Origin of the sequence: Pseudomonas sp. yb_2, assembly GCF_043103905.1 — a bacterium.
Taxonomy (GTDB): domain Bacteria; phylum Pseudomonadota; class Gammaproteobacteria; order Pseudomonadales; family Pseudomonadaceae; genus Aquipseudomonas; species Aquipseudomonas alloputida.
Genome location: NZ_JBICKH010000090.1, coordinates 56,562 through 82,881 on the forward strand (window position 1 = coordinate 56,562; position 26,320 = coordinate 82,881).

The 26,320-nt window shown below is 63.5% G+C and carries 27 protein-coding genes; 15 read left to right on the forward strand and 12 right to left on the reverse strand.

The window, feature by feature from the left end; translation table 11 throughout:
• Positions 1-7: 7 nt before the first annotated feature.
• The gene (locus ACF8FB_RS25475) at positions 8-634 is read right to left on the reverse strand and encodes a glutathione S-transferase family protein (RefSeq protein WP_392509498.1); all 627 of its coding nucleotides are present in this window, start codon (positions 632-634) and stop codon (positions 8-10) included.
• 220 nt (positions 635-854) lie between these two features.
• Here ACF8FB_RS25475 and ACF8FB_RS25480 point away from each other — a divergent pair, with 220 nt between their 5' ends.
• Positions 855-1,172, forward strand: a complete 318-nt coding sequence (locus ACF8FB_RS25480) for a DUF2388 domain-containing protein (protein ID WP_014590534.1) — start codon at positions 855-857, stop codon at positions 1,170-1,172.
• 60 nt (positions 1,173-1,232) lie between these two features.
• On the opposite strand, the gene glcC is transcribed toward ACF8FB_RS25480, so the two are convergent.
• On the reverse strand, positions 1,233-1,997 hold the full coding sequence (gene glcC, locus ACF8FB_RS25485) for a transcriptional regulator GlcC (protein ID WP_049586553.1): 765 nt from the start codon (positions 1,995-1,997) through the stop codon (positions 1,233-1,235).
• A 194-nt stretch (positions 1,998-2,191) separates the two neighbouring features.
• Between glcC and glcD the strand changes: the two genes are divergently transcribed.
• The 6 genes from glcD (at position 2,192) to ACF8FB_RS25515 (ending at position 8,382) form a co-directional block, all read left to right on the forward strand.
• Complete coding sequence (gene glcD, locus ACF8FB_RS25490; RefSeq protein WP_392512355.1) at positions 2,192-3,691, forward strand: glycolate oxidase subunit GlcD; 1,500 nt, start codon at positions 2,192-2,194, stop codon at positions 3,689-3,691.
• The gene (glcE, locus tag ACF8FB_RS25495; RefSeq protein ID WP_392512357.1) at positions 3,691-4,743 is read left to right on the forward strand and encodes a glycolate oxidase subunit GlcE; all 1,053 of its coding nucleotides are present in this window, start codon (positions 3,691-3,693) and stop codon (positions 4,741-4,743) included. The genes glcD and glcE overlap by 1 nt, the downstream gene beginning before the upstream one ends.
• A 9-nt stretch (positions 4,744-4,752) precedes the next feature.
• Positions 4,753-5,988, forward strand: a complete 1,236-nt coding sequence (gene glcF / locus ACF8FB_RS25500; protein ID WP_274144663.1) for a glycolate oxidase subunit GlcF — start codon at positions 4,753-4,755, stop codon at positions 5,986-5,988.
• On the forward strand, positions 5,981-6,379 hold the full coding sequence (locus ACF8FB_RS25505; protein ID WP_020192880.1) for a heme-binding protein: 399 nt from the start codon (positions 5,981-5,983) through the stop codon (positions 6,377-6,379). Before glcF ends, ACF8FB_RS25505 begins: the two co-directional genes overlap by 8 nt.
• A 139-nt stretch (positions 6,380-6,518) precedes the next feature.
• The gene (locus tag ACF8FB_RS25510; protein WP_012051955.1) at positions 6,519-6,857 is read left to right on the forward strand and encodes a hypothetical protein; all 339 of its coding nucleotides are present in this window, start codon (positions 6,519-6,521) and stop codon (positions 6,855-6,857) included.
• 91 nt (positions 6,858-6,948) lie between these two features.
• The gene (locus ACF8FB_RS25515) at positions 6,949-8,382 is read left to right on the forward strand and encodes a PLP-dependent aminotransferase family protein (RefSeq protein WP_392512360.1); all 1,434 of its coding nucleotides are present in this window, start codon (positions 6,949-6,951) and stop codon (positions 8,380-8,382) included.
• On the opposite strand, the gene ACF8FB_RS25520 is transcribed toward ACF8FB_RS25515, so the two are convergent.
• Positions 8,375-9,571: a CynX/NimT family MFS transporter gene (locus ACF8FB_RS25520; protein ID WP_392512362.1), complete on the reverse strand. Its 1,197-nt coding sequence runs from the start codon at positions 9,569-9,571 to the stop codon at positions 8,375-8,377. The genes ACF8FB_RS25515 and ACF8FB_RS25520 overlap by 8 nt on opposite strands.
• Before the next feature lie 200 nt (positions 9,572-9,771).
• Between ACF8FB_RS25520 and ACF8FB_RS25525 the strand changes: the two genes are divergently transcribed.
• Complete coding sequence (locus ACF8FB_RS25525; RefSeq protein WP_064493037.1) at positions 9,772-10,209, forward strand: carboxymuconolactone decarboxylase family protein; 438 nt, start codon at positions 9,772-9,774, stop codon at positions 10,207-10,209.
• A 79-nt stretch (positions 10,210-10,288) separates the two neighbouring features.
• On the opposite strand, the gene ACF8FB_RS25530 is transcribed toward ACF8FB_RS25525, so the two are convergent.
• On the reverse strand, positions 10,289-11,377 hold the full coding sequence (locus ACF8FB_RS25530; protein WP_010954585.1) for an AraC family transcriptional regulator: 1,089 nt from the start codon (positions 11,375-11,377) through the stop codon (positions 10,289-10,291).
• A gap of 168 nt (positions 11,378-11,545) precedes the next feature.
• Between ACF8FB_RS25530 and ACF8FB_RS25535 the strand changes: the two genes are divergently transcribed.
• From ACF8FB_RS25535 to ACF8FB_RS25545, 3 genes are read left to right on the forward strand one after another with little or no spacing between them, the layout of a single operon-like run.
• Entirely contained in the window at positions 11,546-12,730 is a 1,185-nt protein-coding gene (locus ACF8FB_RS25535; RefSeq protein ID WP_010954586.1) for an acetyl-CoA C-acyltransferase family protein, read from the forward strand.
• A 13-nt stretch (positions 12,731-12,743) separates the two neighbouring features.
• On the forward strand, positions 12,744-13,592 hold the full coding sequence (locus tag ACF8FB_RS25540; RefSeq protein WP_010954587.1) for a 3-hydroxybutyryl-CoA dehydrogenase: 849 nt from the start codon (positions 12,744-12,746) through the stop codon (positions 13,590-13,592).
• Positions 13,593-13,604: 12 nt separating this feature from the next.
• Positions 13,605-14,186, forward strand: a complete 582-nt coding sequence (locus ACF8FB_RS25545) for a TetR/AcrR family transcriptional regulator (protein ID WP_010954588.1) — start codon at positions 13,605-13,607, stop codon at positions 14,184-14,186.
• A gap of 48 nt (positions 14,187-14,234) precedes the next feature.
• On the opposite strand, the gene ACF8FB_RS25550 is transcribed toward ACF8FB_RS25545, so the two are convergent.
• The 5 genes from ACF8FB_RS25550 to ACF8FB_RS25570 are packed head-to-tail and all read right to left on the reverse strand — an operon-like array spanning position 14,235 to position 20,734.
• Positions 14,235-14,612 carry a response regulator gene (locus tag ACF8FB_RS25550; protein WP_003256176.1) on the reverse strand — a complete coding sequence of 126 codons (378 nt, stop codon included), beginning with the start codon at positions 14,610-14,612 and terminating at the stop codon, positions 14,235-14,237.
• Between the two features lie 44 nt (positions 14,613-14,656).
• Positions 14,657-15,883 (reverse strand): hybrid sensor histidine kinase/response regulator, encoded by a 1,227-nt coding sequence (locus tag ACF8FB_RS25555; protein WP_010954589.1) that lies wholly within the window; start codon positions 15,881-15,883, stop codon positions 14,657-14,659.
• Positions 15,877-16,452, reverse strand: a complete 576-nt coding sequence (locus ACF8FB_RS25560) for a chemotaxis protein CheB (protein ID WP_010954590.1) — start codon at positions 16,450-16,452, stop codon at positions 15,877-15,879. The genes ACF8FB_RS25555 and ACF8FB_RS25560 overlap by 7 nt, the downstream gene beginning before the upstream one ends.
• Entirely contained in the window at positions 16,449-17,270 is an 822-nt protein-coding gene (locus ACF8FB_RS25565; RefSeq protein WP_010954591.1) for a protein-glutamate O-methyltransferase CheR, read from the reverse strand. Before ACF8FB_RS25565 ends, ACF8FB_RS25560 begins: the two co-directional genes overlap by 4 nt.
• Entirely contained in the window at positions 17,267-20,734 is a 3,468-nt protein-coding gene (locus tag ACF8FB_RS25570) for a response regulator (protein ID WP_010954592.1), read from the reverse strand. Before ACF8FB_RS25570 ends, ACF8FB_RS25565 begins: the two co-directional genes overlap by 4 nt.
• A 247-nt stretch (positions 20,735-20,981) precedes the next feature.
• Between ACF8FB_RS25570 and ACF8FB_RS25575 the strand changes: the two genes are divergently transcribed.
• Positions 20,982-21,332, forward strand: coding sequence for a response regulator (locus ACF8FB_RS25575; RefSeq protein WP_010954593.1), 351 nt, complete (start codon positions 20,982-20,984; stop codon positions 21,330-21,332).
• A gap of 69 nt (positions 21,333-21,401) precedes the next feature.
• On the opposite strand, the gene cobF is transcribed toward ACF8FB_RS25575, so the two are convergent.
• Complete coding sequence (gene cobF, locus ACF8FB_RS25580; RefSeq protein ID WP_010954594.1) at positions 21,402-22,151, reverse strand: precorrin-6A synthase (deacetylating); 750 nt, start codon at positions 22,149-22,151, stop codon at positions 21,402-21,404.
• 67 nt (positions 22,152-22,218) lie between these two features.
• A complete protein-coding gene (locus ACF8FB_RS25585; RefSeq protein ID WP_049586560.1) occupies positions 22,219-23,508 on the reverse strand; it encodes an OprD family porin in 1,290 nt (429 codons plus the stop codon).
• A gap of 361 nt (positions 23,509-23,869) precedes the next feature.
• On the opposite strand from ACF8FB_RS25585, the gene ACF8FB_RS25590 reads away from it, so the two are divergent.
• The 3 genes from ACF8FB_RS25590 to ACF8FB_RS25600 all read left to right on the forward strand — a co-directional run bounded on the left by ACF8FB_RS25590 (position 23,870) and on the right by ACF8FB_RS25600 (position 25,321).
• Positions 23,870-24,229, forward strand: a complete 360-nt coding sequence (locus ACF8FB_RS25590; protein WP_010954596.1) for a histone-like nucleoid-structuring protein, MvaT/MvaU family — start codon at positions 23,870-23,872, stop codon at positions 24,227-24,229.
• A 224-nt stretch (positions 24,230-24,453) separates the two neighbouring features.
• Positions 24,454-24,981, forward strand: a complete 528-nt coding sequence (gloA, locus tag ACF8FB_RS25595; RefSeq protein WP_010954597.1) for a lactoylglutathione lyase — start codon at positions 24,454-24,456, stop codon at positions 24,979-24,981.
• Positions 24,982-25,078: 97 nt separating this feature from the next.
• Entirely contained in the window at positions 25,079-25,321 is a 243-nt protein-coding gene (locus ACF8FB_RS25600) for a hypothetical protein (protein ID WP_019438356.1), read from the forward strand.
• Between the two features lie 56 nt (positions 25,322-25,377).
• Here ACF8FB_RS25600 and ACF8FB_RS25605 read toward each other — a convergent pair whose 3' ends face one another.
• A complete protein-coding gene (locus ACF8FB_RS25605) occupies positions 25,378-26,199 on the reverse strand; it encodes a shikimate 5-dehydrogenase (protein WP_350298042.1) in 822 nt (273 codons plus the stop codon).
• Between the last annotated feature and the right edge of the window lie 121 nt (positions 26,200-26,320).

The window sequence follows — 26,320 nt, forward strand, 5'->3', positions numbered from 1 at the left end:
GAATGGGTCAGGATGCCGTGCGCGGCATCAGCTCATACGGGTGTTTCCACCCCGGCAGTGCCTGGATGCGGGCTTTCCACGCCTCGATGTGCGTGAACACTGCCAACGGGATACCGGTGTCTTCCGGCATGAACACATACCCGGCCAACGACAGGTCGGCGATGGTCAACCGGCCACCGACCATGAATGGCGTCTTCGCCAGGTGCGCGTCGACAATACGGTAAGCCGCCGTGGCACGCTCGCGCAGGAACCGCGTCACATCGGTTTCGCCGGTGTTCTTCAGGCAAAACAAAAAGCGCAGCGCAGCGTAATAGCTGGTGAACTTATGGTTGTCGAACAGCATCCAGCGCCAGATCTCGCGCTTTTCATCTTCATCGCGAGGCCCGAACTGGCCGGTCTGTTCGGCAAGGTATTCCAGAATCAGCGCAGACTGGGTGAAGCGCTTGCCAGCATGCTCCATCACCGGCACCTCGCCCTGCTCGTTCACCTCATCGCGCCAGGTTTGCTCACGCGTCTGGCCGTGGAAGAAGTCGACGAACACCGGCTGCCAGTTCTGGCCGGTGAGTTCAAGCATGAGCGCAGCCTTGTAGGCGTTGCCGGATTCGGCGAAGCAATGCAGCTTGTAGTCGGACATGGGCGAACCTTCAGTTTCCTTTGAATGATCGGCAGGGCCCTCTGCGGATTTGCCCGCGAAGCACCATCCACCCAAGCAAATCACGCGCGTCCCGACGCGGTCAATCCATCGTCAGGCCCGACACTCTCCAGCCAGAGAAAGGGAACTACCCGCACTCCCCACCCGTCTTACTCACTGAGTGGTTTATTTCCCTGTGCTTCACGCTTCTGGAGAACACGACATGCGCCACCTACTGCTCGCCCCTGCGCTGCTGCTTCTGATGCCTGCCGGAGCTGCCCTCGCCCGCGTCGATGCGGGCGACGTCGCTACCTCGGCCGGTGTTTCCGCTTCGCTGTATTCGACCTTCAAGGATGACAAACGCATCATCCCGGCCCGTGACGAACTTTCAGCATTCGTCGCCAGCGGCGGTGCCATCCGCGGCGCCTATGTGGAGTCGGCGCTTGAACAGGCCCGCAAGGACCATCCAGGGCTACAGGCCAATGATGAAGAACTGGCCCGGGCTATCTTGTCGCAAGATGACCCTGTGGCTGACCATTGAGTAAACCTGTACCGGCCCTTGCGCGGCGGTTCGACACGAGAGGGCCGGTACAGGGCCGCTTCACCCCCAGCCATCCATACGCATGGTCGCCCTGACCAGGCGCTGCTCTTCCTGCTCGATCTCCCGCAAACTGTCGCGTATGCCATTGATATGCTCGCGCGCGGCCCGCTGCGCCTGCTCGGGCAATTGCTCCATGACCGCGCGATACAAGCGCGCATGCTGCCGATCAATCTGGCGTTTCTGCGCTGGCCGGCAATACAGGTTGTTGACCGAAGCGAACACCGTGCTCAAGGTCAGGTCACTGAGCGATTGCAGGGTATGCACCAGCACCGGGTTATGCGACGCCTCACTGATCGCCCGGTGAAAGGCATGGTCACGGCGGGCATGCTCACGGGCATCGAGCGCCTGCGCAGCCTCGTGCGCCGCCAGCATTTCTTCGTAGCGCCGGCGGATCAGCAGGCGGTCGACGTCGGTAGCCCGCAACGCCGCCAGCCGCGCCGACTCAGCCTCCAGCAACGCCCGGACCTCCAGCAGGTCGAACAGCGTGCGCGGTTGCGAACTGAACAGGTGCATCAAAGGCGTAGCACCCGCCTGCCCGGTGAGATCGGCGACGAACGAACCCCGCCCCTGTTCGGTGTCGATGATGCCGCGCCCACGCAGAACGCGCAGGCCCTCGCGCAAGGCCGAACGTGAACAGCCAAGCTTTTCCACCAGCCGCCGCTCCGACGGCAGTGCCTGACCCACCTTGAGCACGCCTTCGACGATAAGCCGCTCGACCCGTTCGGCAACCTGGTCGGCGACCTTGGCCTTGCCTTCAGTACCCACTGCGCACACTCCTGCTGGTAGGACCACTTTGACTTATATCGCCAATCTAGCCAGACAGAACCGTGAATAGACAGTACTGCCCGAAGAAACTGGTAGGACCAGTCAACATCTCACTCGACCCCGAACGCTAGCACGCGCACGCTGCATCGGTGACCGCTTCGCCAACAACAACAAAAACCGTTGCGAGTGAGCCAATGAATATCCTGTATGACGAACGCGTCGATGGCGCGCTGCCCAACGTGGACCTGGCCGCCCTGTTGCAGGCGCTGCGCGATGCACTGCCGGACCTTGAAATCCTGCACCGCGATGAAGACCTCAAACCGTACGAATGCGACGGCCTGTCGGCCTACCGCACCGTGCCACTGCTGGTGGTACTGCCCGAGCGCCTGGAACAGGTGCAGACGCTGCTGAAGCTTTGCCACAAGCGCGGCGTACCGGTGGTTGCGCGTGGCGCCGGTACCGGCCTGTCTGGTGGTGCCCTGCCGCTGGCCAAGGGCATCCTGCTGGTGATGGCGCGCTTCAACCGTATCCTCGAGGTCAACCCGCAGGGGCGTTACGCCCGCGTGCAACCGGGCGTACGCAACCTGGCCATCTCCCAGGCCGCCGCACCCCATGGTATGTACTACGCACCCGACCCTTCCTCGCAAATTGCCTGCTCGATCGGTGGCAACGTCGCCGAAAACGCCGGTGGCGTGCACTGCCTCAAGTACGGCCTGACCGTACACAATGTGCTCAAGGTGGACATCCTTACGGTCGAGGGCGAACGCCTGAGCCTGGGCAGCGATGCCCTGGACAGCCCCGGCTTCGACCTGCTGGCATTGTTCATCGGCTCCGAAGGCATGCTCGGTATCGTCACCGAAGTCACCGTCAAGCTGCTGCCCAAGCCCCAGGTGGCGCGGGTGATACTGGCCAGTTTCGACAGCGTCGAGGACGCCGGCCGGGCAGTCGCCGACATCATCGCTGCCGGCATCATTCCCGGCGGCCTGGAGATGATGGACAACCTGGCGATCCGCGCCGCTGAAGACTTCATCCATGCCGGCTACCCGGTGGACGCGGCGGCGATCCTGCTGTGCGAACTGGATGGCGTGGAAGCCGATGTTCACGACGACTGCGAGCGCGTCGCCGCCGTGCTGACGCAAGCCGGGGCCCGCGAGGTGCGCCTGGCCTGCGACGAAGCCGAGCGCGCTCGTTTCTGGGCCGGGCGCAAGAACGCCTTCCCGGCCGTGGGACGCATCTCCCCGGACTACTACTGCATGGACGGCACCATCCCGCGCCGCGAGTTACCACGGGTGCTCAAGGGCATCAGCGACCTGTCCGCGGAGTACGGCCTGCGGGTGGCCAACGTGTTCCATGCCGGCGACGGCAACATGCACCCGTTGATCCTGTTCGATGCCAACCTGCCCGGCGAGCTGGCGCGTGCCGAAGCGATCGGCGGCAAGATTCTGGAGCTGTGTGTGAAAGTGGGCGGCAGCATCACCGGTGAACACGGCGTGGGGCGCGAGAAGATCAACCAGATGTGCGCGCAGTTCAACAGCGACGAAATTACCCTGTTCCACGCGGTGAAGGCCGCCTTCGACCCCCAGGGCCTGCTCAACCCCGGCAAGAACATTCCCACCCTGCACCGCTGCGCCGAATTCGGCGCCCTGCACGTGCACCAGGGGCAACTGCCCTTCCCCGAGCTGGAGCGCTTCTGATGAGCATGGATCGCGACATGAGCCAGACGCTGTTGGAGCAGGTCAACCAGGCGCTGAACGAAGATACGCCGCTACGTATCCAGGGCAGCAACAGCAAAGCGATGCTCGGCAACCCGGTGGCTGGCGAAGTACTCGACACCCGCAAGCACCGCGGCATCGTCAGCTACGACCCCACCGAGCTGGTACTCACGGCCCGCGCCGGTACCCCCCTGCGCGAGATCGAGGCAGCCCTGCACGAGGCCGGCCAGATGCTGCCCTGCGAACCACCTCACCTGGGCCCCGAGGCCACCTTGGGCGGCATGGTTGCGGCCGGGTTGTCTGGCCCGCGACGGCCGTGGGCCGGGTCGGTGCGCGACTTTGTACTGGGTACACGGGTAATCACCGGCCACGGCAAGCTGCTGCGCTTTGGTGGCGAGGTGATGAAGAACGTCGCCGGCTACGATGTGTCACGCCTGATGGCGGGCAGCTTCGGATGCCTGGGGCTGCTGACCGAGGTTTCGCTGAAAGTGCTGCCACGCCCGCGCCTGTGCCTGAGCCTGCGCCTGCCAATGGGCCGCAATGAAGCGCTGGCCGAGCTGGCCGAATGGGGTCAGCAACCGCTGCCGATCAGCGCCGCCTGCCATGAAGGCGAAACGCTGTACCTGCGCCTGGAAGGCGGCGAAGGGTCGGTGCAGTCGGCACGCCAGCGGCTGGGGGGCGACACGCTCGATAACCGCTTCTGGAGCGACCTGCGCGAACAGCGCCTGGCGTTCTTTGCCGACGCCGCCCCCCTGTGGCGCCTGTCCGTACCCACCGTCACCGGCGAGCTGGACCTGCCCGGCCAGCAACTGATCGACTGGGGGGGTGCCCAGCGCTGGCTCAAGACCTGCGCACCGGCGCAGGCCATTCGCGACCAGGTCGCCAGGGTGGGCGGCCACGCCACCTGCTACGCCCCCGGTGCAGCCAGCAGCCCGCCGCTGCCGGTTGCACTGATGCGCTATCACCGCGCCCTCAAGCAGCAGCTCGATCCCCAGGGGGTGTTCAACCCTGGTCGCCTGTACCCGGACCTGTGAGGCCAGCCCATGCAAACCAACCTTAGCGAAACCTCGCGCCGCCTGGCCCGCGCCGACGAAGCCGAGCGCATCCTGCGCACCTGCGTACATTGCGGCTTCTGCACCGCCACCTGCCCCACTTACCAGTTGCTGGGCGACGAACTCGACGGCCCTCGCGGGCGCATCTACCTGATCAAGCAGATGCTCGAAGGCGAGCCGGTCACCGCCAGCACCCAATTGCACCTGGACCGCTGCCTGACCTGCCGCAACTGCGAAACCACCTGCCCATCGGGGGTGAAGTACCACGACCTGCTGGACATCGGCCGCGCAGTGGTCGAGCAGCAGGTGCCACGCCCACTCGGCCAGCGCCTGTTGCGCCTGGGCCTGCGTGCGGTGGTGCCGCGCCCGGCACTGTTCAAGGCCCTGACCCGCAGCGGCCAGGTGCTGCGCCCGCTGCTACCGGCCTCAGTCAAACGCAAGTTGCCGGCGCAGGTCACCACACCGGGCCAGCGTCCGGCAGTTCGCCATGCACGCCGGGTACTGATGCTGGAAGGCTGCGTGCAGCCGGCCCTGTCACCCAATACCAATGCCGCTGCTGCGCGGCTGCTCGACCGCCTGGGTATCAGTGTGCAACCGGTCCGGCAGGCCGGATGCTGTGGCGCGGTGGACTATCACCTGAATGCCCAGGAGCAAGGCCTGCAGCGGGCACGGCGCAATATCGACGCCTGGTGGCCCGCCATCGAAGCGGGTGTCGAGGCTATCGTGCAGACCGCCAGCGGCTGCGGTGCGTTTGTCCGCGACTATGGCCACCTGCTGGAAAAAGACCCCCATTACGCTGCCAAGGCCGCCCGGGTCAGCGCCCTTTCCCGCGATCTGGTGGAAATCCTGCGCGATGAGCCGATCGAACAATTGGCCCTGTGCGCCGAACAGCGACTGGCCTTCCACTGCCCATGCACCCTGCAGCACGCCCTGAAACTGGGCGGCGCGGTGGAAGCGTTGCTGACGCGGCTTGGCTTTACCCTGACCTCGGTGCCCGATGGCCACCTGTGCTGTGGCTCGGCGGGGACCTATTCGCTGACCCAGCCAGAACTGTCACTGCAACTTCGCGACAATCGTCTGAATGCGCTGGAAAGCGGTAAACCGCACCTCATTGCCACAGCCAACATAGGCTGCCAGGCCCACCTCGACGGAGCTGGACGCACGCCCGTGCGCCACTGGGTCGAAATCGTCGAAGCAGCCTTGAACCCGGAGCCCGCCCATGCTTAGCAAGTTCGTTATCGGCCAGACCGAAATCGCCCGCGTACTGACCGCCGCCCGCCAGGAAGCCCAGGCCCGACAATGGAGCGTGACCATCGCCGTGGTCGACGACGGCGGCCACCCACTGGCCCTGGAACGCCTGGACGGCTGCGCGCCGGCCAGTGCCTACATCGCGATGGAAAAGGCCCGCACCGCCGCACTGGGGCGCAAAGAGACGCGGGATTATGAAGAGATGGTCAATGGTGGCCGTACGGCATTCGTGACCGCCCCCCTGCTGACCAGCCTTGAAGGTGGCGTGCCGCTGCGGGTGGAAGGCCAGGTGGTGGGCGCCATTGGTGTATCCGGCGTCAAATCCGAACAGGATGCCCAGGTGGCCAAGGCGGGGGCTGCTGCCTTGTAGACCCTGAGGTTAGACCACCGCCCAGCATCTTAAGACGTTTCCTACGCCGCCCTCAGAAGCGCCCTACTTGCTGCCTCTGCCCACAGAAAACATGATCGGCACTGGAGGACGCAAGGTCGCGATCCAGAGGAGGCTCCGCATGCACCCGTACGCCCGCCCCATCGCCGAACTGCGCAGCAGCCTGCGCGAAATGCTGGCCCATGACATGACCAACCCCGACAACGACCCGCACTTGTCGGGGGTCATGTTCTTCTGCGCCACCGATGAACATTCCCGGCAATTGATCGAACGCATCGAGTTGCTGGCCAGCGAGGTGTTCTTCGACGCGAACGGGCGGGCCATTTCAGAGCATATGAAAGCGTCGACGGTTGAAGGCGTGCGCATCAAGCGCAACCGCAACGCGCCGGAAGACGAAACCGTGATACGCATTGCCCTGGCAGAAAAAGGCTATATCACCGTCAGCACCGCTCGGCTCTGAGCGGTTGGCTCGGCCTCTTCGTAGCCTGTGACAAGCACCTGAGTCGCAGCCAATCCGCTATCCTGAGCAATCCTCCGCTCCGGACCCGCCCATGGAACTGCACATTCGCCTGGAGGGCCGCAAAGGCCTGGCCGATCAGCTTTACCAGCAATTGCGCGATGGTATCGACAGCGGCCACCTGGCCGCCGGCTCCCAACTGCCGCCTACCCGTCTGCTGGCTGAACAACTGGGCGTATCGCGCAAGACCGTGGCCGAGGCCTATTCGCGGCTGACCTACGATAACCTGCTCAGCGGCGTGGTCGGCCGTGGCACATTCGTCACCCCACGCCATCCGCTGCGCAGCAACGAATCAGCCACCCTCCCCCTGGCCGGCGCCGCCTCCCTCGAGCGCTGGCAGCAACGCGCCACCGTGCTCAGCCAACGCCAGTTGCAGGCGCCATCGCGCTATGACTTCGTCGGGGGTGCTTCGAGCAAGGCACAGTTCCCCTTCGACCAGTGGCGCAGTTGCCTGAACTACGCACTGCGCCGCAGCCAGCGCCACCCCGAGCGCCAATTCCCGGCCCAGGGCTTGCCGGAACTGCGCGAAGCCATTGCCCACCACATCGCCTACTCGCGCGGGGTGCACTGCAGCGCAGCCGACCTGCTGGTGTGCAACGGCGCCCAGCAGGCGCTGGACCTGATCGCCCGGGTGCTGGTCGAACCGGGCTGCCAGGTGGCCATGGAAGATCCTGGCTACCCGCCGGCACGGCAATTGTTCCTGGCCCTGGGTGCACGCCTGCAATCGGTGCCGGTGGATGATGAGGGCCTGTGCGTGGAACAGATCGCCGACGGCACCCGGCTGATCTACGTCACACCCTCGCACCAGTTCCCGCTGGGCATGCCGATGAGCGAGCCACGCCGGCAAGCCCTGCTTGCGCGGGCCGCCGAGCTGGGTGCACTGATCATCGAAGACGACTACGACTGTGAGTTCCGCTACCACGGGCCAGCCTCGGACGCGCTGCAGCGTCTGGACCGGCATGGGCTGGTCGCCTACGTCGGGACCTTCTCCAAGACCTTGCTGCCCGAGCTGCGCCTGGGCTATGCCGTATTACCGCCTGCCGTACTGCAGGCCGCTTGCGTGGCCAAGCACCTGAGCGATTGGCACAGCCCGACCCTGCTGCAGTGGGCGCTGGCGCGCTTCCTTGGCGAAGGCCACCTGAACAAGCACATCCGCCGCTGCCACGAGGTCTACAGTGCACGCCGCGAGCGCATCCTGGCGCGCCTTGGCGGCGATCTGGCACCGTGGTTCAGCGCCATCCCCGCCAGCGCAGGCTTCCACCTCAGTGCCTTGGCTACGCCCGCAGTGGATGTGGAACTGTTGGCCAACCTCGCGCGCAAGGTAGAGGTCGGCCTGTATTCACTGGCACCCTTCTTCAGCGAGGCGCCGGTCCGCCCGGGGTTATTGATGGGCTTCGGCGCCATCGAACTGCTGGATATCGACCCGGCGCTGGACCGGGTACGCGATACCCTGCAACGCCTCAGTTGACCGGTGCGGCCTTGCCGGTTGCGGCCGGCCGGGCGATAGCCGCCGCATAGCCGCGCGGGTTGAAGCACGCGGTCACCAGCAGCATTGCCATCACGGTCACGGTCAACAGCGTCCACGAAGCCTGGAAGTCGCCACTGACATCCCGCAGCCAACCCGTGATATACGGCACGATGCCGGTGATGATAAAGCCGATACCCTGTACGAACGCCGCCAGGCTGCCGGCTTCGGCAGGCGTTTTCAGGTGTTCCAGGGTCAACGTCAGGCACTGGCTGAAGCAGGCACCCAAGCCAAAGCCGATCATGGCGACCCAAAGCCCGGAAGCCGCCGCAGGTGCCAGCAAAAGCCCCAGGAAGCCCGCCAGCTGGATCGCCAGCGCCAGCCACAAACCCGGGCGCCTGTCTGCCCAACGTCGCAGCAGCAGCGGCAGGCCGAGCGCACCGAGCACCTGGAAGACGGTCATCAGGCCCACCAGGTCGGCACCGCCCTGAGCGCTGCCGCCATGCTCGATGTGGTAAGCCGGCAACCAGGCCACCATGCTGGTGTAGCCGCCGTTGATCAGGCCGAAGTACAGGGCCAGCAACCATGCCCGGCGGGTGCCGAACCAGTGCCCGCCTGCGGCCCCAGACAGCTTCGGCGCCTCCTGCCTTGGCCGCAGCACGGCCCAGGCCAGCACCGCCAGCACGGCCGGGACCGCCCATACGCCCAGGCCCGCCTGCCAGTAGCCGAAATGGCCGCTGATGTGTGGCCCGAGTACTGCAGCCAGGCCGCCGCCGCTCATCAGCGCCGCCGAGTACAGCCCCATCGCCCCGGCCAGACGCCCAGGGAACCAGCGGTTGACCAGCCCCGGCATCATGCCCTGAACCACCGCCACGCCCAGGCCAGCCACCAGCGCACTGGCGATCAGCGCCCAGGCACTGTCCAGCTGCAGGCGCCACAGGCAGGCCAGGGCAATCGCGGCCAGGCCCCCCAGCATGCCGCCATGCTCGCTGACCCAGCGTCGCAGCCACGGTTGCAACAGGGGCACCAGGCCCATGCACAGCACCGGTAGCGCCGTCAGCAAGGCCGCCTGCTGGTAACCCAGGCCGGTGCTGGCGCGCATGGGTTCGAGTAACGGGCCGATACTGGTCAGGATCGGCCGCAGGTTCAACGCCAGCAGGATCACCAGCAACAGGTTCAGTACAGCGCTCATTGTGAGTCGGTTCTCTTGTAACAGGAACTAGCCATTATCCCGGCTCGGCTGGCCTGGCAGAAATGAAGAGATTGGATGCAGGTCAGTGGCCACCTGAATGGACGATTGGCCTCCCGCTTATGCGCAAAATTGGCTATCGGGGTGGCCAATGAGCGGCGCTACAGTAGCGCCATGTCCACCCCACACTTCTGGAGACTGCCATGCACAACCGTATCGAATGGGCCAAACACGCGCCGCAAGCCTACAAAGCCATGGTCGGCCTGGAGCAGGCGCTGGCCAACAGCGGCCTTGAACACTCGCTGCTGGAGCTGATACGCCTGCGCGCTTCGCAGATCAACGGCTGCGCCTACTGCGTCAACCTGCATGCCAACGATGCGCGCAAGGCCGGTGAGACCGAAGCACGCCTGCAGACCTTGTGCGTGTGGCAGGACACCAGCTACTTCACGCCGCGTGAACGTGCTGCCCTGGCCTGGGTCGAGAGCCTGACCCGCTTGCCTGAACGGGGTGCGCCGCAAGAGCAATATGAAGCCCTGCAGGAACACTTCGAGCCGGGCGAGGTGGCCAACCTGACCTTGGCAATTGCCACCATCAATGCCTGGAACCGGTTCGGCGTCGGCTTTGCCATGGTGCCGGCCTGATCCTTTCGGGTGGCCTGTGCTGGCCTATTCGCGGGCAAGCCCGCTCCTACAATTCTGGGCGTGCCCTGTAGGAGCGGGTTTACCCGCGAACACCGGCAGAGCCGGTGCCATCCACCGCGGTGGTTTCTTCGCGGGCATGCCCGCTCCTACAGGTAGAACGCAGGCCGACCAGCCGCGCCCGGTAGCTCCCTGGGCTCTGCCCGGTCCACTTCTTGAACGCCCGGTGGAAGGCACTCGGTTCCTGAAACCCCGCCTGCTCGGCAATTTCGGCAATGCTCAACGCGCCTTCGCGCAGCCGCTCGAAGGCCATGGCCCGGCGCACTTCATCCTTGATCTGCTGGTACGAACGCCCCTCCCGCTCCAACTGCCGGCGAAAGGTACTGGCACTGATCCCCTGTTGCTGCGCCAGTGCGGCCAATGTCGGCCACTGTCCATAGCGCAATGCCCGCAGGTGCCGATACACCTCAGCCACCAGCCCGTTCTGATTGCGAAAGCGGATCACCAGCCCTTGAGGTGCACTGCGCAGAAAGGTCTTCAGGGCTGCCCGATCCTGCACCACCGGCAGGCGCAGGTAGGCGCTGTCGAACTCCACCTCGGTGCGTCCGCTGCCCAGCCGCAGGTCCGGCCCCCACAGCAGCAAGTCGTCCTCCTGGGCCGGGCGCGACACCGCGAGCTCCGTGCGGTCGATGGCAATCCGCCGCCCGGCCAGCCAGCACAGCATGCCGATCATCAGCACCAGGTAGGTTTCCTCGGCATAGACCCGGGTCAAGGGGTCGGCAATGTTCGACTGCACGCTGATCACCGCCCGCCCGCCACGTACCGTCAGGCTGCCACGCAGGTCACGCAGGAACAGGCCGAAGCCCCCCATGCACTGGCGCAAGGCCTTTTCCAGGTTCGGCTCGAGGATCAACCCCCGGCAGATCAGGGCAAAACTGCCCAGCGGCATGCCATGGCTGTCGAGGCCAAAGAACTCATCGTCCAGGCGCTGGATCAACGCCAGCCACAGCTGGGCGAACGCCTTGGCCGGCACCCGCGCCAGAGGCTGATCGAGCAGCTGCGGGGCGATGCCCACCGCAAGCAGCTGGGCATCACGCTCGGCGGGCGTGTCGCGCAGGGCGTGGAGCATGGCGTTGAGGAAGTACACGGCGACTGAATCGCTTTCGCGCATGGCGGTTTTCGCTGTCTATGCTGAGTGGCAAAAAGTGCCAGGTTGTTTGAACAGATTCGGCATAGGCTGCAACAGAGCCTTTGCCTAGACTCGATCCCACTTCGGGGCCGCCAACCATTCTCGCAGAGCCTGGCCCGGTCCCGCCACGCCTTCGCAATCGGAGCCCTTATGAGCAGCGCAGAAATCTACGTCGTCAGTGCCGTCCGTTCAGCCATTGGTGGCTTTGGCGGTTCCCTCAAGGACCTGCCGCTGGCCGACCTGGCCAGCGCCGTGACCCGCGCCGCCATCGAGCGTTCGGGCCTGGCCGCCGAGCAAGTCGGCCACATGGTGATGGGCACGGTAATCCCCACCGAACCGCGTGACGCCTACCTGGCACGGGTAGCGGCAATGAACGCTGGCATCCCCAAGGAAACGCCGGCATTCAACGTCAACCGCCTGTGCGGGTCTGGCCTGCAGGCTATTGTCTCTGCGGCCCAGGGCCTGTTGCTGGGCGACACCGATGTGGCCGTCGCGGCCGGCGCCGAGTCCATGAGCCGTGGCCCTTACCTGCTGCCACAGGCGCGCTGGGGTGCACGCATGGGTGACCTGCAAGGCATCGACTATACCGTCGGCGTGCTGCAGGACCCGTTCCAGCACTTCCACATGGGCATCACTGCCGAGAACGTTTCGGCCAAGTACGGCATTACCCGCGAAATGCAGGACGAACTGGCACTGACCAGCCAGCGCCGCGCCGCTCGTGCGATTGCCGAGGGCCGCTTCGCCAGCCAGATCGTTGCGCTGGAGCTGAAAACCCGCAAGGGCAGCGTGCAGTTCAGTGTCGACGAGCATGTGCGCGCTGATGTGACCGCCGAACAACTGGCCGGCATGAAGCCGGTGTTCAAGAAAGACGGCACCGTCACTGCCGGCAACGCCAGCGGTATCAACGATGGCGCCGCCGGCCTGGTGTTGGCCACCGGTGACGCGGTGCGCCGCCTGGGCCTGAAGCCACTGGCACGCCTGGTGGGCTATGCCCATGCCGGGGTGGAACCTGAGCTGATGGGCCTTGGGCCGATCCCGGCCACCCGCAAAGTGCTGGAAAAAACCGGCCTGAACCTGCAAGACCTGGATGTGATCGAGTCCAACGAAGCCTTCGCTGCCCAGGCCTGCGCCGTTGCCCGCGAGCTGGGCTTCGACCCGGAAAAGGTCAACCCCAACGGTTCGGGCATTTCCCTGGGCCACCCGGTGGGTGCCACCGGTGCGATCATCGCCACCAAGGCCATCCATGAGCTGCAGCGCATCCAGGGCCGCTACGCCCTGGCCACGATGTGTATCGGCGGTGGCCAAGGCATCGCCGTCGTGTTCGAGCGCGTCTGAGGGAGGCTGACACATGAGCATTGAAAAGATCGCCGTGATCGGCGCGGGCACCATGGGCAACGGCATTGCCCAGGTGTGCGCCATTGCCGGCTACCAGGTGCTGCTGGTGGATGTTTCCGACGCAGCGCTCGAGCGCGGTGTGGCCACCTTGAGCAAGAACCTCGAGCGCCAGGTCAGCAAGGGCACTCTCGACGCCGACAAGGCCGCAGCCGCCAAAGCCCGCATCCGTACCAGCACCGACTACACCCAGCTCAGCGCTGCACAGCTGGTGATCGAGGCGGCTACCGAGAACCTGCAGCTCAAGCAGCGCATCCTGCAGCAGGTGGCAGCCAACGTCGCCGCCGACTGCCTGATTGCCACCAATACTTCGTCGCTGTCGGTGACCCAACTGGCCGCCAGCATCGAGCACCCCGAGCGCTTCATTGGTGTGCACTTCTTCAACCCGGTACCGATGATGGCGCTGGTAGAAATCATTCGTGGCCTGCAGACCAGCGACACCACCTACGCCCAGGCGCTGATGGTGACCGAAAAAGTCGGCAAGACCCCGATCACCGCCGGCAACCGCCCGGGCTTCGTGGTCAACCGCATCCTGGTGCCAATGATCAACGAGGCGATCTTCGTGCGCCAGGAAGGCCTGGCCAGTGCCGAGGACATCGACACCGGCATGCGCCTGGGCTGCAACCAGCCGATCGGCCCGCTGGCCTTGGCCGACCTGATCGGCCTGGACACCCTGCTGGCAATCATGGAGGCCTTCCACGAAGGCTTCAACGACAGCAAATACCGCCCTGCTCCACTGCTCAAGGAAATGGTCGCGGCCGGCTGGCTGGGGCGCAAGAGCGGTCGCGGTTTCTTCACCTACTGAGGAGCAAGCGCCATGCCCCCGGTCAATGCCGCAATGCGCTGTGCCAACTTTGAGGAGCGACGTGACCGGGCCATGGCATTGTTTGCCGAAAAGGGCTTTGGCCAGGTCAGCATGCGCGAGCTGGCGGCCCATGTGGGGCTTACCGCCGGCTCGCTGTACCATCACTTTCCCAGCAAGCAGGACCTGCTGTACGACTTGATCGAAGAGTTGTACGAAGAGCTGCAGGCCACCCTGGACCAGGCCCGCCGGGCCATGGCCCGTGGGGCATCGGCGTTGAGCTGCCTGATTGCTGCGCACTGGCAGCTGCATGCCGAGCGGCCGCTGCAGTTCCGGCTGGCCGAACGGGATTTGTGTTGTTTGAGTGAGGCGCAACAGGCGCACCTGGCATCGTTGCGCAAGCGCTATGAGGCGGGTTTGCTGCGCCTGATCGCACCGCAAGCGAAACTGCCGGGGCAAGCGTTGGACGCCACAGCGCATGTACTGGCGACGCTTCTCAACCAGCTGCCGGGGCTGCTCAAAGCAATGCCTGAAGAGCAGGGCTTGGAGCTGATGGAAAACTTGCTGGTCGGGGGCATTGAGCGGACGCTGCGGTAGCCTGCCAGGGCCTCTGCGCGGGCTTGCCCCGCGAAGAGGCCGGATGCCTCAGCGCAACAGCGACTGGATCTGCTCGTGCAAGGTATCCAGGTCAAACGGCTTGGCCAGGATAGGGGCCTTGCGGGTGATCGGGCTGCCAGATTCGAGAATCTCCGCCGGGTAGCCGCTGATGAAAATCACCTTCAGGTCGGGCCGCAACTTCACCGCGGGCTCGGCAATATCCACTCCCGAGATCCCCCCCGGCAAACGGAAGTCCGTCACCATCAGGTCCAGGTGCGGTTTGCTGGCCAGGATGGCAAACGCCTGCTCGCCATCCTCAGCCACCAGGACGTGGTACCCCTCACCCGCCAGGTAATCGCGCAAAATCATGCGAATCGCCGGTTCATCCTCGACGACCAGAACCACATCTTGTGCATCTTCACTCATGTTAACGCCTTGAAATACTTACAGTTGGCCATCAGACCCCAGGCTTACACAGAGGTTGCCCGCGCCTGGTCGTTTTGTTCTTTGAATGTTGCCAGCGGCAATTGCAGGGTGAATGTGGCACCCTTGCCCTCCTCGCTTTCAACCTGTATCCGGCCACCGTGCGCCTGGACGATCTGCTCGGAGATGTACAGCCCCAAGCCCAGACCTCCGCTGGCCTGCTGGGCAGCGACCCGCTCGAACTGCTGGAAGATCCGCTGCTGGTTGGCGGCGCTGATACCGATACCGTGATCCTGCACCTGCACCCAGGCCATGCCGCCCTGCTCGAACACCCGCACCTGCACCGGATTGCGCTCGCCGTAACGCATTGCATTGGACAACAGGTTGGCCACTACTTGTTCAATCCGGAATTCGTCCCACTCCCCCTTCAGTGCTTCGCAACGCTGCAATTCGATGTGTGTTTCCAGGGCCATGGCCTGCGCCGTGAAGTTTTCCACCAGCCCACGCACCAGCTGGCCCAGGTCAAACAGTTTGGGCCGCAGCGAAAGTTTACCGGTCCGGATGCGCGAAACATCGAGCATGTCCTCGACCAACCGGATCAGGCTGTTGATCTGCCGTTCGTCGCGCTCGACCATGGCCTGCAGCTTGTCGACACTGAACGCGTCCAGGTTGCCCCGTGCCAGGTGCATCTTGCGCAACTGGGTTTCCAGAATCAGGCCATTGAGCGGCGTACGCACCTCGTGGGAGACGATCGACATGAAGTCGTCACGCATGCGCACGGCGTGCTCCAGCTCACACCGTGCCACCTGCAGCTGGCTGAGCAGCAGCTCCTGTTCCTGGCGGCTCTGCTCCAGGGCTTCCAGCTGCCGGCCAAGCACCTTGCGCTGGCGGAACAGGTCGACGAACACCGAGACCTTGCTTTTTACCGCCAGGGTGTCGAGCGGCTTGTGCAGAAAGTCCACGGCCCCGCTCTCGTAGCCCTTGAAGGCATAATTCATCTCGCGGCCCGCCGCGCTGACGAAGACGATCGGGATGTGCTTGGTCTTGTCGGTACCGCGCATCAGCTCGGCCAGTTCGAAACCGTTCATGCCCGGCATCTGCACATCGAGAATGGCCAGTGCGAACTCGTGCTCCAGCAGCAACGACAAGGCAGCCTCGGCAGACTGTGCCTGGTGCACCTCGCGGTCCTCGCCCTGGATCAGGGCATCGAGCGCCAGCAGGTTTTCCGGCAAGTCGTCGACAATCAGCAGTTTGGCGGTGGTGTGGCTTAGCATGCGCTGTATTCCAGGGTCGCGAGCAACTGCCCGATACCGCTCAGAGTAAGGATATGGTCGGGCTGGTGCAGGGCCAGGGCGGCCTCCGGCATCAGGGCAACCTGTGCGTCACGAGGGTCCTGGACGATCGTGCGCCCCCCATTGTTCTTGATGTAGGCAAGGCCCCTGGCGCCGTCTTCGTTGGCCCCGGTGAGCAGCACACCCAGCAGGCCATCGCCATAGGCATCGGCCGCCGAGATGAACAGGAAATCGATCGCCGGGCGCGAGAAGTGCACGGGTTCTTCCTGGCTCAGCGACAGCGTCAGGTCGCGCTCCACCGACAAGTGGTAACCCGGCCCCGCCACATAGATCTGCCCGCTGCTGATGCTCTCCTTGTCGCGTGCCTCGCATACCGGCCGATGCAGCCGCCGCTGCAGCACGCCAGCCAGTTGGCTGTGGCGGTCGTCCGGCAGGTGCAGCACGCAGAGCACCGGTATGGCGAACGCCGATGGCAGCGTGCCGAGCACCTGGAACAATGCCGCCACGCCACCGGCCGAGGCGCCGATCACCACTGCGCGTACGCCGCTCATGATTTACGGAAGATCCGTTGGGGCTTGACCAGCGGCTCGAAACGATCGCTGTAGGCCGAAAAGTCCACCGACTCCTTGCTACCCAACACCAGAAAACCGCGGTGGCAGAGCGACTCATGGAACAGGCCCAGCGCCCGATCCTGCAGGTCCTTGTTGAAGTAGATCAGCACATTGCGGCAGGACACCAGTTGGGTCTCGGAGAACACGCTGTCGGTGGCCAGGCTGTGGTCGGCGAAGGTCACGTTGTCGCGCAGGCTGCTGTCCATGATGGCGTTGCCATAGGCGGCGGTGTAGTACTCGGCGAAGTCACGGCGGCCACCGGCCAGGCGGTAGTTTTCCTCGTACTCGCGCATGCTCTGCATCGAGTAGATGCCCTGCTTGGCCCTGTCCAGCGAATGCGGGTTGATGTCGGTGGCGTAGATGATGGTGCGTTCAAGCAGCCCTTCCTCACGCAACAGGATGGCCATGGAATACACCTCCTCCCCCGTGCTGCAGCCCGCGATCCAGACTTTGATCGACGGCCAGGTGCGCAGCAGCGGCACCACTTCGTTGCGCACGGCAAGGAAGTGGTCAGGGTCACGGAACATCTCGCTGACCGGGATCGTCAGGTACTGCAGCAACTGCATGAACATGCCCGGGTCGTGCAGGACGCGCTCCTGCAACGCAGACACCGTCAGACAATCGAACTGACGCAGCGCGTGGAGAATCCGGCGCTTGATCGAAGCGCCGGAATAATTGCGGAAATCGTAGCTGTACTTGAGGTAGATCGCCTCGATCAGCAGTCGGATCTCGATGTCGGTGTTGCGTTCGCTAGTCAAATTCGCTCCAGTTGCGGCAGCCAGACACGGATCAACGAGAACAGGCGGTCCAGGTCGATCGGCTTGGCCAGGTAATCATTGGCACCGGCTTGCAGGCAACGCTGCTGGTCATCCTTCATGGCCTTGGCGGTCACGGCGATGATCGGCAGTTTGCGCCAGCGCGGTTGCTGGCGGATCAGGCGGGTGGCCTCGAAGCCGTCCATCTCCGGCATCATCACGTCCATCAGCACCAGGTCGATATCGTCGTGCTGCTCCAGGCGCTCGATGGCTTCGCGCCCGTTGCGGCCGATTTCGACAATGGCGCCCTTGTGCTCCAGGGCGCTGGTCAGGGCAAAGATATTACGCACATCGTCGTCCACCAGCAGCACCTTGCGGCCCTCGAACACCTTGTCGCGGCTGCGCGCGGTCTTGAGCATGCGTTGACGTTCGTTGGACAGCTGCGATTCGACCTTGTGCAGGAACAGCGTCACTTCGTCCAGCAGGCGCTCCGGCGAACGTGCGCCCTTGATGATGATCGAGCGTGAATACTTGAGCAGGTCGGCTTCTTCCTCGCGGGTGAGGTTGCGGCCGGTATACACGATCACCGGCGGGAAGGCGCGGATATCCTCGGCGGTCATGCGCTTGAGCAGCTCGTTGCCGAGCATGTCTGGCAGCTTGAGGTCGATGATCATGCAGTCGTAGATGTTCTGGCGCAACAGCGCCAGTGCATCCTGGGCCATGGCGACGGCCGTGATCTCGACATCGTCGTCACCGATCAGCCGGGCGATGCTCTCGCGCTGCAGGTCGTCGTCTTCCACCAGCAGGATGTGCTTGAGCTTTTGCGTGAGCTTGGCTTCCAGGCGAGCGAACACCTCCTTGAGCTCCTCGCGGCTGGTGGGTTTGACCGCATACCCCACCGCCCCCATGTGCATGGCCGCCTCGACGCGGTCTTCCACCGAAATGATGTGCACCGGGATATGGCGGGTGCTGGCCTGCTCCTTGAGGCGCTGCAGGACAGTCAGGCCCGAGTGGTCGGGCAGGCGCATGTCCAGCAGGATCGCATCCGGAATGTACTGGGCTGCCAGCTCGAAGCCTTCGTCGGCGCCATGGGCCACCAGGCAGCTATAGCCCAGCTCATGGGCCAGGTCGAAGAGGATGCGGGCAAAGTTGGGCTCGTCTTCGATTACCAGAATGCAGCGGGTATCGAAAGGGGCCCGCTCGCGGTCGTCGGCAAAGGCCGGCGCCGGGCGCGTGACAGCGGCGGCCAGCGGCGCTTGCGGTGCAGGCGGCAACGCATCGACGGCCGGGCGCAGGCTTTGCGGTTCGACGTCTTCGGCCTCGGCAGCATAGCGCTCCGGCAGAATCAGGCTGAACACGCTGCCTTGCCCGGGGCTGCTGTCGACATTGATCTGGCCTCCGAGCAAATGCGCCAGGTCACGGGAGATCGACAGACCCAGGCCAGTGCCACCATAACGGCGATTGCTGGTGCCATCGACCTGGTGGAAGGCGCCGAAGATCGCCTGCTGCTGATCGGCCGCAATGCCGATGCCGGTGTCACGGACTGCGAACACGATACCGCTGTCAGCCTGGAAGCTGACGTTCATGCTGACCTGGCCACGCTCGGTGAACTTGATGGCGTTGGACAACAGGTTCTTGAGGATCTGCTCCAGGCGCTGACGGTCGGTGAACAGCGTGACCGGTACCTGCGGCTCGACCTTGACCTCGAAGGCCAGCCCCTTGTGACCGGCAAGCGGCTGGAACATGCCGCGCAAGCCTTCGACCAGGCGCTCGACCTGGGTGGTTTCGGGCCGTACTTCAAGCTTGCCGGCCTCGACCTTGGCGATATCGAGAATGTCGTTGATCAGGTTGAGCAGATCGTTGCCGGCCGAGTAGATGGATTCGGCGAACTTGACCTGCTCCTCGCTGAGGTTGCCTTCAGCGTTTTCTGCCAACAGCTTGGCCAGGATCAGCGAGCTGTTGAGCGGCGTGCGCAGCTCATGGGACATGTTGGCGAGGAATTCGGACTTATACTTGCTCGATCGCTGCAGGTCGTCGGCACGGGCCTGCAGCTCCAGCTGCGCCTGGCTCAGCTCATCGTTCTTGCGGTCCAGCGCTTCGGTGCGTTCCGACAACTGCTCGTTGGTCTGCTCGAGTTCGGCCTGCTGGGTTTCCAGATGGGCCTGCGACTCCTTGAGCACCCGTGACTGCTCTTCGAGCTCTTCGTTGGCAGTCTTGAGCTCTTCCTGCTGCACCTGCAGCTCTTCATTGAGTTGCTGAGTTTCGGCCAGCACTTCCTGCAGGCGCTGGCGATAACGGGCACTCTCGATGGACATGCCCAGATTGCCGCCGACCCGCTCCAGCAGCTCTTCATCCCGTTCTTGCAAGGGGCGCAGGAAACCCAGCTCGATCACCCCGTTGATCTGCCCGTCTTCGGTCGCCGGCATCAGCAGTGCGCTGCGCGGCAAGCCGCTGCCCAGGCCGGAACTGAGGCGATAGAAATCCTCGGGCAGTTCCTCCAGGCGCAGCAAGCGGCCTTCGCGGACCGCCTGGGCCAACAGGCCATGGTGGTCCGACTCGATCTGCTCGCGGGCCTGCTCTTCGGTACTCAGGCCATAACAGGCCACACGCACCAGCCGGCCATGCTCGTCGCGCACGTACACGGCGCCCACCACGCTGCCCAGATAAGAGGCAAAGAAGCGCAGGATGTTCTCGCCAAGCATGGGCAAGGTCAGTTGCCCGAGTACCTGCTGCGCCAGTTGGGTCTGGCCGGTGCGCAACCAGGCCTGGTGCTCCAGGCGCTGCGCCGAGCGTTGCTGGGCTTGCAGGTTTTCAGCGTAGTTGGCCGAAAGTGCCAGCAGGTCACGACGGCCCAGGTAGGCCAGCAATGCACTGAGGCCGACAATGAACAGCACGAACGCCGAAATCGCCGTCACGGTGACGGTACTGACTTTTTCGTTACGGGCCATGCGCAATTGTTGTTCGGTAATGATCAGGTCATCGAACTCCTTGCGGATTTCATCGGTGATGCGCTTGCCCCGGCCATTGCCGATCGAGGCCTGGTAATCGCCCTGGCTGCGGCGCAGGCTGATCATCTCGTTACCGAAGTCGTTCCAGGCCTGCTGCAAGGCCATCAGCCGGTCAATACGGTCAACCTGCTGCGGGTTGTCCTCGACCATGCTGCGCAGGCTTTTCAGGCTGCCGAGAATGCGTGGCTTGGCCACCTCGTAAGGGTCAAGGAAGCGCTCGTCGCCCGTGATCAGGAAACCGCGCATGCCCGTTTCCATGTCGATCGACAGCTTGACCGTTTCGTTGGCATTGCCGATCACCCGGTCGGTGTGCTCGACCCACTGCATGGCCGAAAGCAGGTAGTTGATCACCGCGACGAAGGCCACGGCCCCGAGCAGGCCAACCCCCAGGGGGAGGCCGATGTTACGGCTCAACAGCTTGCGAAAGCTTCGCTGGTCCATCGAGGCTGCTTGAATCATGAGAAAACGCCCGAGCTAGAAAAGTCCATTGAAAAGAGTGGCCGATCCGTCGTTGTTGTTATCTGCCACTGCCTGTCCTGATATGCGAGTCTAACCAGCTTTGACGGGTCTGGCAGGGCATTGAGCCAGTATTTGAAGGTAGCGTTCGGCAATCGTTCCATCTATTTGCATGGAGCGGTATCCTCGGGAACTTCTGATGCCGCGCGGTACACAGATTAAAGACACTCATTTGTACAGGATTTGAACCATGCACCTTCTGGTAGTCGAAGACGACGACATCGTACGCATGCTGATGGTCGAAGTGCTCGACGACTTGGGCTACAAGGTCATCGAGGCAGAAGACGCCACAGCCGCCCTGCGCGTACTTGAAGACCCCAGCCAGGCACTGGCACTGATGATGACCGACGTGGGTCTACCGGACATGCGAGGTGAGGAGCTGGCGGGAAAAGCGCGCGAACTGCGGCCACTGTTACCGGTGCTGTTTGCCAGCGGCTACGCCGACAGTTTCAATGTGCCGGAGGGCATGCACTTGATCGGCAAGCCGTTCAGCATCGACCAGTTGCGGGACACGGTGGTGGGTATTCTGGGTACCCCTTGAGCACGGCCGCGCCTGTTTCGCTCGTAGGCGCGGGCGTGCCCGCGAAGAGGCCGACACAGGCAACCCACCTCACAGCTCTCTGCGCAGCAGATAGGTATCCATGATCCACCCCTTACGCGCCCGCTCCCGCTCGCGCACTTCCAGTATCTGCGCCTTCACCGCCTGCAACGGCCCGGCAATCAGCACTTCATCCTCGGTCCCCAGGTACGCGCCCCAGTAGATGGTCAACGCCGGGTCATCGAGCCCGGCAAAGGCGCACTGCCCGTCGAGCATCACCACCACATTATCGACAGCCCCCTGCTCGGCCAGGCGTCGCCCCGGCAACACGGTCAGGGGCTCGCCGATGCGGTTGAGCGGCACCTGGTGCCGCGCCGCCAGCGCCTGCACACTGCTGATGCCAGGGATGACCTGCAAGCGCAGCGTCACGCCCTGTTCGCGAACCAGGTCGAGTATGCGCAGGGTGCTGTCGTACAGGGTGGGCTCGCCCCACAGCAGGAAGGCCCCCGTTTCACCGTCGCCAATTTCCTCCTCGATCAGGCGCGCATACAGCGCAGCACGCTGCCGGTGCCAGTTCTGCACCGCGCCCAGGTAGTCTTGCGCCTGCGCATCGCGCAACGGGTCGACCACCGGCACCAGGCGATAACCACCCTCGGGGCGGTAGCGCTGCAGAATGGCCTTGCGCAGGCGCACCAGTTCATCTTTGTCGTCGCCCTTGTCGAGCACGAAGAACACGCTGGCACTGCGCAGCGCATCGACCGCTTCATAGGTGACCTGGCGCGGGTCACCCGCGCCGATACCGATCAACAACAGGTCTTTCATTGCCCTGCCCTTTGCGGGAACCCGCGACCATTGTCGGGCGGTTACCGGTATTTGGCAAAGCAGCTGCTTAGAAGATCGAGAAGTTGTAGCTGACAATGACCCGCGTCTCATCCATGTCACGCGCCCACCGTTCATAGTTGCTGCGGTAAGTGGAATTACGCAGGCGTACGCTGACATCCTTGAAGGTGCCACTTTGCACCTGGTATTTGAACTCGGTGTCGCGTTCCCACTCCTTGCCTTCGACACTGCTACCCGGCACCTTGATATTGTCGCCGTTGATATAACGGGTGAAGAAGGTCAGGCCGGGTACACCCAGCGCCTTGAAGTCGTAGTCATAGCGCACTTGCCAGGAGCGCTCCTGTGCAGCGGCAAAATCATTGACCTGGGCGTAGTTGACCAAGTACGGGTTGCTGCCATCCAGGTACGGCATGGCACTGTTGCCATACATGCGCTGCCAGCCGGCGCTGAGCTTGTGGCCACCGAGGCTGTAGCCAAGCATGCCGCTGAAGGCGCGATGGTCGATTTCGCCCGCACGGGCATTGCCGATGTCATCACTCTTGATCAGGCGCATGTCAGCCGACAGGCTGCCCACCGGCAGCGGCTGACTGGCCACCAGGCCGAGGAAGTGCTGGCGGTAGATATTCTCCAGCTTGGCCACTTGGTACTGGGCGCTGAAACGCTCGTTGAAACGGTAGTCGACACCGGCCAGGTCGAAGTGGTCGGCTTCGGTATCGCAGGCATAACGCTTGTTCTTGCAGTGCACGCGGATGTCCTGGCGGTCGGTGGAATCCCGAGCGGTGTATTTGTCCAGGCGAGCCAGGGTGAACTTCAGGTCGTGCAGTTCTTCAGAGGTGAGCATGGCCCCATGGAACAGGGTCGGCAGCAGACGGCCATCGTTGTACTTGAGCAACGGCACATCCGGCATCATCGAACCGTACTTGAGCACGGTATTGGACACCTTGACCTTGGCCGCCAGGCCCATCTTCGCATACTGGTCGGCCGAGCGCCGGGGGTCGTGGCCAGACGAGGGCAGCAATCCACTGTTGCTGTCGGCCGGGCTGGAATCCAGTTTGAAGCCGAACATGCCCAGCGCATCCACACCAACACCTACCGGGCCTTGCGTATAACCCGATTGCACATTGAGGATGAAGCCTTGTGCCCACTCTTCGCGCTTGGATGCGCCCTGGCTGGAACTGCTGTAACCGTCCCGGAAGTCGCGGTTGAAATAGACATTGCGTGCTTCGATCTTGGCACTGGCGTCTTCAAGAAACCCGGCAGCCTGGGCGTTGACACCGGCACACAATAGAAACAGGCCGGTAACACGGCGCCCGGGGGCGAGGGGGAAAGGGGAAAACATGCGAGGAAACATCCAGAATGAAGACGAGTTAACAACCTGTGGCACGTGTTGGCCACGGTACTGCGGCAGGTCCGAACATGAGTCGGCCATCATCTGAAATGATCGCGCAAAGGCTCTGGCGCGGGCCATTGGACCATGGTCTAGGCCCCCTGTCGTGCAACCGCAGAAAAAACGCAAAATACCGTGCGCAAAACTAGGAAAGTTCCCGCCTTACTTGCAAAAAGTTAGCAGTTTACCCAGTAGCCATGAATGACTACACTCGATATCAGCGAACAGTGAAACCCAACTGCGTGGCCGGCGTTTTTACGCGTCTTCAATGTTCCTCACGCCCTGCCACGACCGACGTACAGGAGTGATTACAGTGTCCAGACTTGCAGAGTTTCGTGCTGCCGAAAAAGCGCTCCAGGAACAGATGGCGCAACTGGAAGCGTTGAAAAAGGATGCCGGCCTCAAACGCGAAATCGAATTCGAGCAGAAACTAGTCGGCCTGATGAAAAGCTATGACAAGAGCCTGCGCGATATCATCGCCATCCTCGACCCGAAGGCTGTGGCCCGCGCTTCCAGCACGCCCCCCAAGCAACAACGCCGCCCGCGGGTGGTCAAGGTCTATCAGAACCCGCACACCGGCGAACGCATCGAGACCAAAGGCGGCAACCACCGTGGCCTCAAGGCCTGGAAAGAACAGTATGGGGCCGCCACGGTAGAAAGCTGGGTCCGCTGATGAAATGCCCACATAGGCTTCACACTTTTTTCACAAGGACTGGCTCAGTATCGAAACAGCTAAAGGACTAGCGACCCCATCACGCGCCCGCACATGCGGGCCTCTAATTTCAGCGCCCTGCCTTTGCAGGGCGCTTTCATTTGCGCAATCGGCGCACTGCCGTATCATGGCCAGCCTGTCTGTTTTGCCGGCGCCCTGCGCCCGGCCCCGTCTCAGGAGTTCCCATGAGCCTGCACGATCTGCAAACCCTGCCTGGCGTCACCGCGCAACCTGACGCCGCCACCGCCCAGTTCGTCTTCAACCACACCATGCTGCGGGTCAAGGACATCGAGAAGTCGCTGGACTTCTACACCCGCGTGCTGGGCTTCCGCCTGGTGGACAAGCGTGACTTCCCTGAAGCTGCTTTCAGCCTGTACTTCCTGGCCCTGGTCGACCCTGCCCAGATCCCCGCTGATGACACCGCCCGCCACCAGTGGATGAAGTCGATCCCTGGCGTGCTGGAGCTGACCCACAACCATGGCACCGAAAACGATGCCGATTTTGCCTACCACAATGGCAACACCGACCCACGCGGCTTTGGCCACATCTGCATTTCGGTACCCGACGTCCGCGCCGCTTGCGCGCGCTTCGAGGAACTGGAAGTGCCGTTCCAGAAACGCCTGCAGGACGGCCGCATGAACCACCTGGCCTTCGTCAAGGACCCGGACGGTTATTGGGTCGAAGTGATCCAGCCAACCGAGCTCGAAGGCTAAGCGTTCGTCGCGGCGCGCTCGTCAGGCCGGGAACTCCCGGCCTCTTGCTGTGGTATATGAAGGTAACTGCTTCACATACCACAGCGAGGTAAGGACGATGCAATCTCTTCACTGTGAATACCGCGAGCACACCATCACTGCCAGCGTGATGCCCCATCCCGACTCACCCCTGCCCTATGCCGCCGGCTGCCTGATCACGGCACCTGACGGGCACACGAGCAAGCGCATGTCGATGCCCATGCAGTTCTTCTCCGACCTTGAGAACGCACAGCGTGTGTCGCTGGCCCATGGCCGGGCACTGGTCGACAAACAGCTGGATAACGGGCACGACGTGTTCTGATCCGGGTTTCGCCTGTAACCCCTTCGCGGCTGATGCCGCGAAGGGAGTACGTGTCATCAGGGAGCCCGCGCGTATGCCACCGCCGCATCCACCTGCTCCTGCGTCGGCCTCACCCCGGTGTACAACACGAACTGTTCCAGCGCCTGCAGCGCAATGACCTCCAGCCCAGTGATCACCGGCTTGCCCAACGCCTGAGCCCGGCGAATCAACGGCGTCTGCGCCGGCATCGCCACCACATCGAACACCCGCTCCGCCGCCGCGATGGCGTGCTCGGGAAACGCCAGCTCTTCGGCCTCCAGCCCGCCTGCCATACCGATCGGCGTCACGTTCACCAGCATTGGCGGGCAAATGTCGCCTGGCTCAGGCACCCAGCGATAACCACAGACATCCGCCAACTGACGCCCGGCCTGCTCATTGCGTGCAACGATGATGCCTTCGGCAAACCCGGCATCGCGCAAGGCGCTGGCCACGGCCTTGGCCATGCCCCCGCTGCCTCGCAGGGCAAAGGCCGTGCCCGGATCGACCTGATGCTGAGCCAGCAATTGGCGCACGGCCAGGTAATCGGTGTTGTACGCCTTGAGGTGGCCATTGCAATTGACAAGGGTATTGACCGACTCGATGGCCGCCGCCGAGGGATCGATTTCGTCGACCAAGGCCATGCAGGCTTCCTTGTACGGCATCGACACCCCGCAGCCGCGAATACCCAGGGCGCGGATCCCTGCCACCGCCGCCGGCAGGTCATCGGTGCGCATGGCCTTGTAGTAGAAGTCCAGGCCCAACTGCTGGTACAGGTGGTTGTGAAAGCGCACGCCGAAGGTGCCGGGGCGACCGGCCAGAGAGATGCAAAGCACGGTGTCCCGGCTGGGAGTTGTCGGCATAACAGGCTCCTTGGTCATGACTGAAACGTTTATTCAGCGTAACAGAGTCAGCCACTGGTCGTCCCTTACACAACCTTTACCGTTCCCCTGTGCTCAGCTGACAGAGACCGGAGTCATAGTA

Bases quoted from the DNA above. Each gene is read 5' to 3' on its own strand.
- ACF8FB_RS25475 (WP_392509498.1), bottom strand. From the start codon at position 634: ATGTCCGACTACAAGCTGCATTGCTTCGCCGAATCCGGCAACGCCTAC.
- ACF8FB_RS25480 (WP_014590534.1), top strand. From the start codon at position 855: ATGCGCCACCTACTGCTCGCCCCTGCGCTGCTGCTTCTGATGCCTGCC.
- glcD (WP_392512355.1), top strand. From the start codon at position 2,192: ATGAATATCCTGTATGACGAACGCGTCGATGGCGCGCTGCCCAACGTG.
- glcE (WP_392512357.1), top strand. From the start codon at position 3,691: ATGAGCATGGATCGCGACATGAGCCAGACGCTGTTGGAGCAGGTCAAC.
- glcF (WP_274144663.1), top strand. From the start codon at position 4,753: ATGCAAACCAACCTTAGCGAAACCTCGCGCCGCCTGGCCCGCGCCGAC.
- ACF8FB_RS25505 (WP_020192880.1), top strand. From the start codon at position 5,981: ATGCTTAGCAAGTTCGTTATCGGCCAGACCGAAATCGCCCGCGTACTG.
- ACF8FB_RS25510 (WP_012051955.1), top strand. From the start codon at position 6,519: ATGCACCCGTACGCCCGCCCCATCGCCGAACTGCGCAGCAGCCTGCGC.
- ACF8FB_RS25515 (WP_392512360.1), top strand. From the start codon at position 6,949: ATGGAACTGCACATTCGCCTGGAGGGCCGCAAAGGCCTGGCCGATCAG.
- ACF8FB_RS25520 (WP_392512362.1), bottom strand. From the start codon at position 9,571: ATGAGCGCTGTACTGAACCTGTTGCTGGTGATCCTGCTGGCGTTGAAC.
- ACF8FB_RS25525 (WP_064493037.1), top strand. From the start codon at position 9,772: ATGCACAACCGTATCGAATGGGCCAAACACGCGCCGCAAGCCTACAAA.
- ACF8FB_RS25530 (WP_010954585.1), bottom strand. From the start codon at position 11,377: ATGCGCGAAAGCGATTCAGTCGCCGTGTACTTCCTCAACGCCATGCTC.
- ACF8FB_RS25535 (WP_010954586.1), top strand. From the start codon at position 11,546: ATGAGCAGCGCAGAAATCTACGTCGTCAGTGCCGTCCGTTCAGCCATT.
- ACF8FB_RS25540 (WP_010954587.1), top strand. From the start codon at position 12,744: ATGAGCATTGAAAAGATCGCCGTGATCGGCGCGGGCACCATGGGCAAC.
- ACF8FB_RS25545 (WP_010954588.1), top strand. From the start codon at position 13,605: ATGCCCCCGGTCAATGCCGCAATGCGCTGTGCCAACTTTGAGGAGCGA.
- ACF8FB_RS25550 (WP_003256176.1), bottom strand. From the start codon at position 14,612: ATGAGTGAAGATGCACAAGATGTGGTTCTGGTCGTCGAGGATGAACCG.
- ACF8FB_RS25555 (WP_010954589.1), bottom strand. From the start codon at position 15,883: ATGCTAAGCCACACCACCGCCAAACTGCTGATTGTCGACGACTTGCCG.
- ACF8FB_RS25560 (WP_010954590.1), bottom strand. From the start codon at position 16,452: ATGAGCGGCGTACGCGCAGTGGTGATCGGCGCCTCGGCCGGTGGCGTG.
- ACF8FB_RS25570 (WP_010954592.1), bottom strand. From the start codon at position 20,734: ATGATTCAAGCAGCCTCGATGGACCAGCGAAGCTTTCGCAAGCTGTTG.
- ACF8FB_RS25575 (WP_010954593.1), top strand. From the start codon at position 20,982: ATGCACCTTCTGGTAGTCGAAGACGACGACATCGTACGCATGCTGATG.
- cobF (WP_010954594.1), bottom strand. From the start codon at position 22,151: ATGAAAGACCTGTTGTTGATCGGTATCGGCGCGGGTGACCCGCGCCAG.
- ACF8FB_RS25585 (WP_049586560.1), bottom strand. From the start codon at position 23,508: ATGTTTTCCCCTTTCCCCCTCGCCCCCGGGCGCCGTGTTACCGGCCTG.
- gloA (WP_010954597.1), top strand. From the start codon at position 24,454: ATGAGCCTGCACGATCTGCAAACCCTGCCTGGCGTCACCGCGCAACCT.
- ACF8FB_RS25600 (WP_019438356.1), top strand. From the start codon at position 25,079: ATGCAATCTCTTCACTGTGAATACCGCGAGCACACCATCACTGCCAGC.
- ACF8FB_RS25605 (WP_350298042.1), bottom strand. From the start codon at position 26,199: ATGCCGACAACTCCCAGCCGGGACACCGTGCTTTGCATCTCTCTGGCC.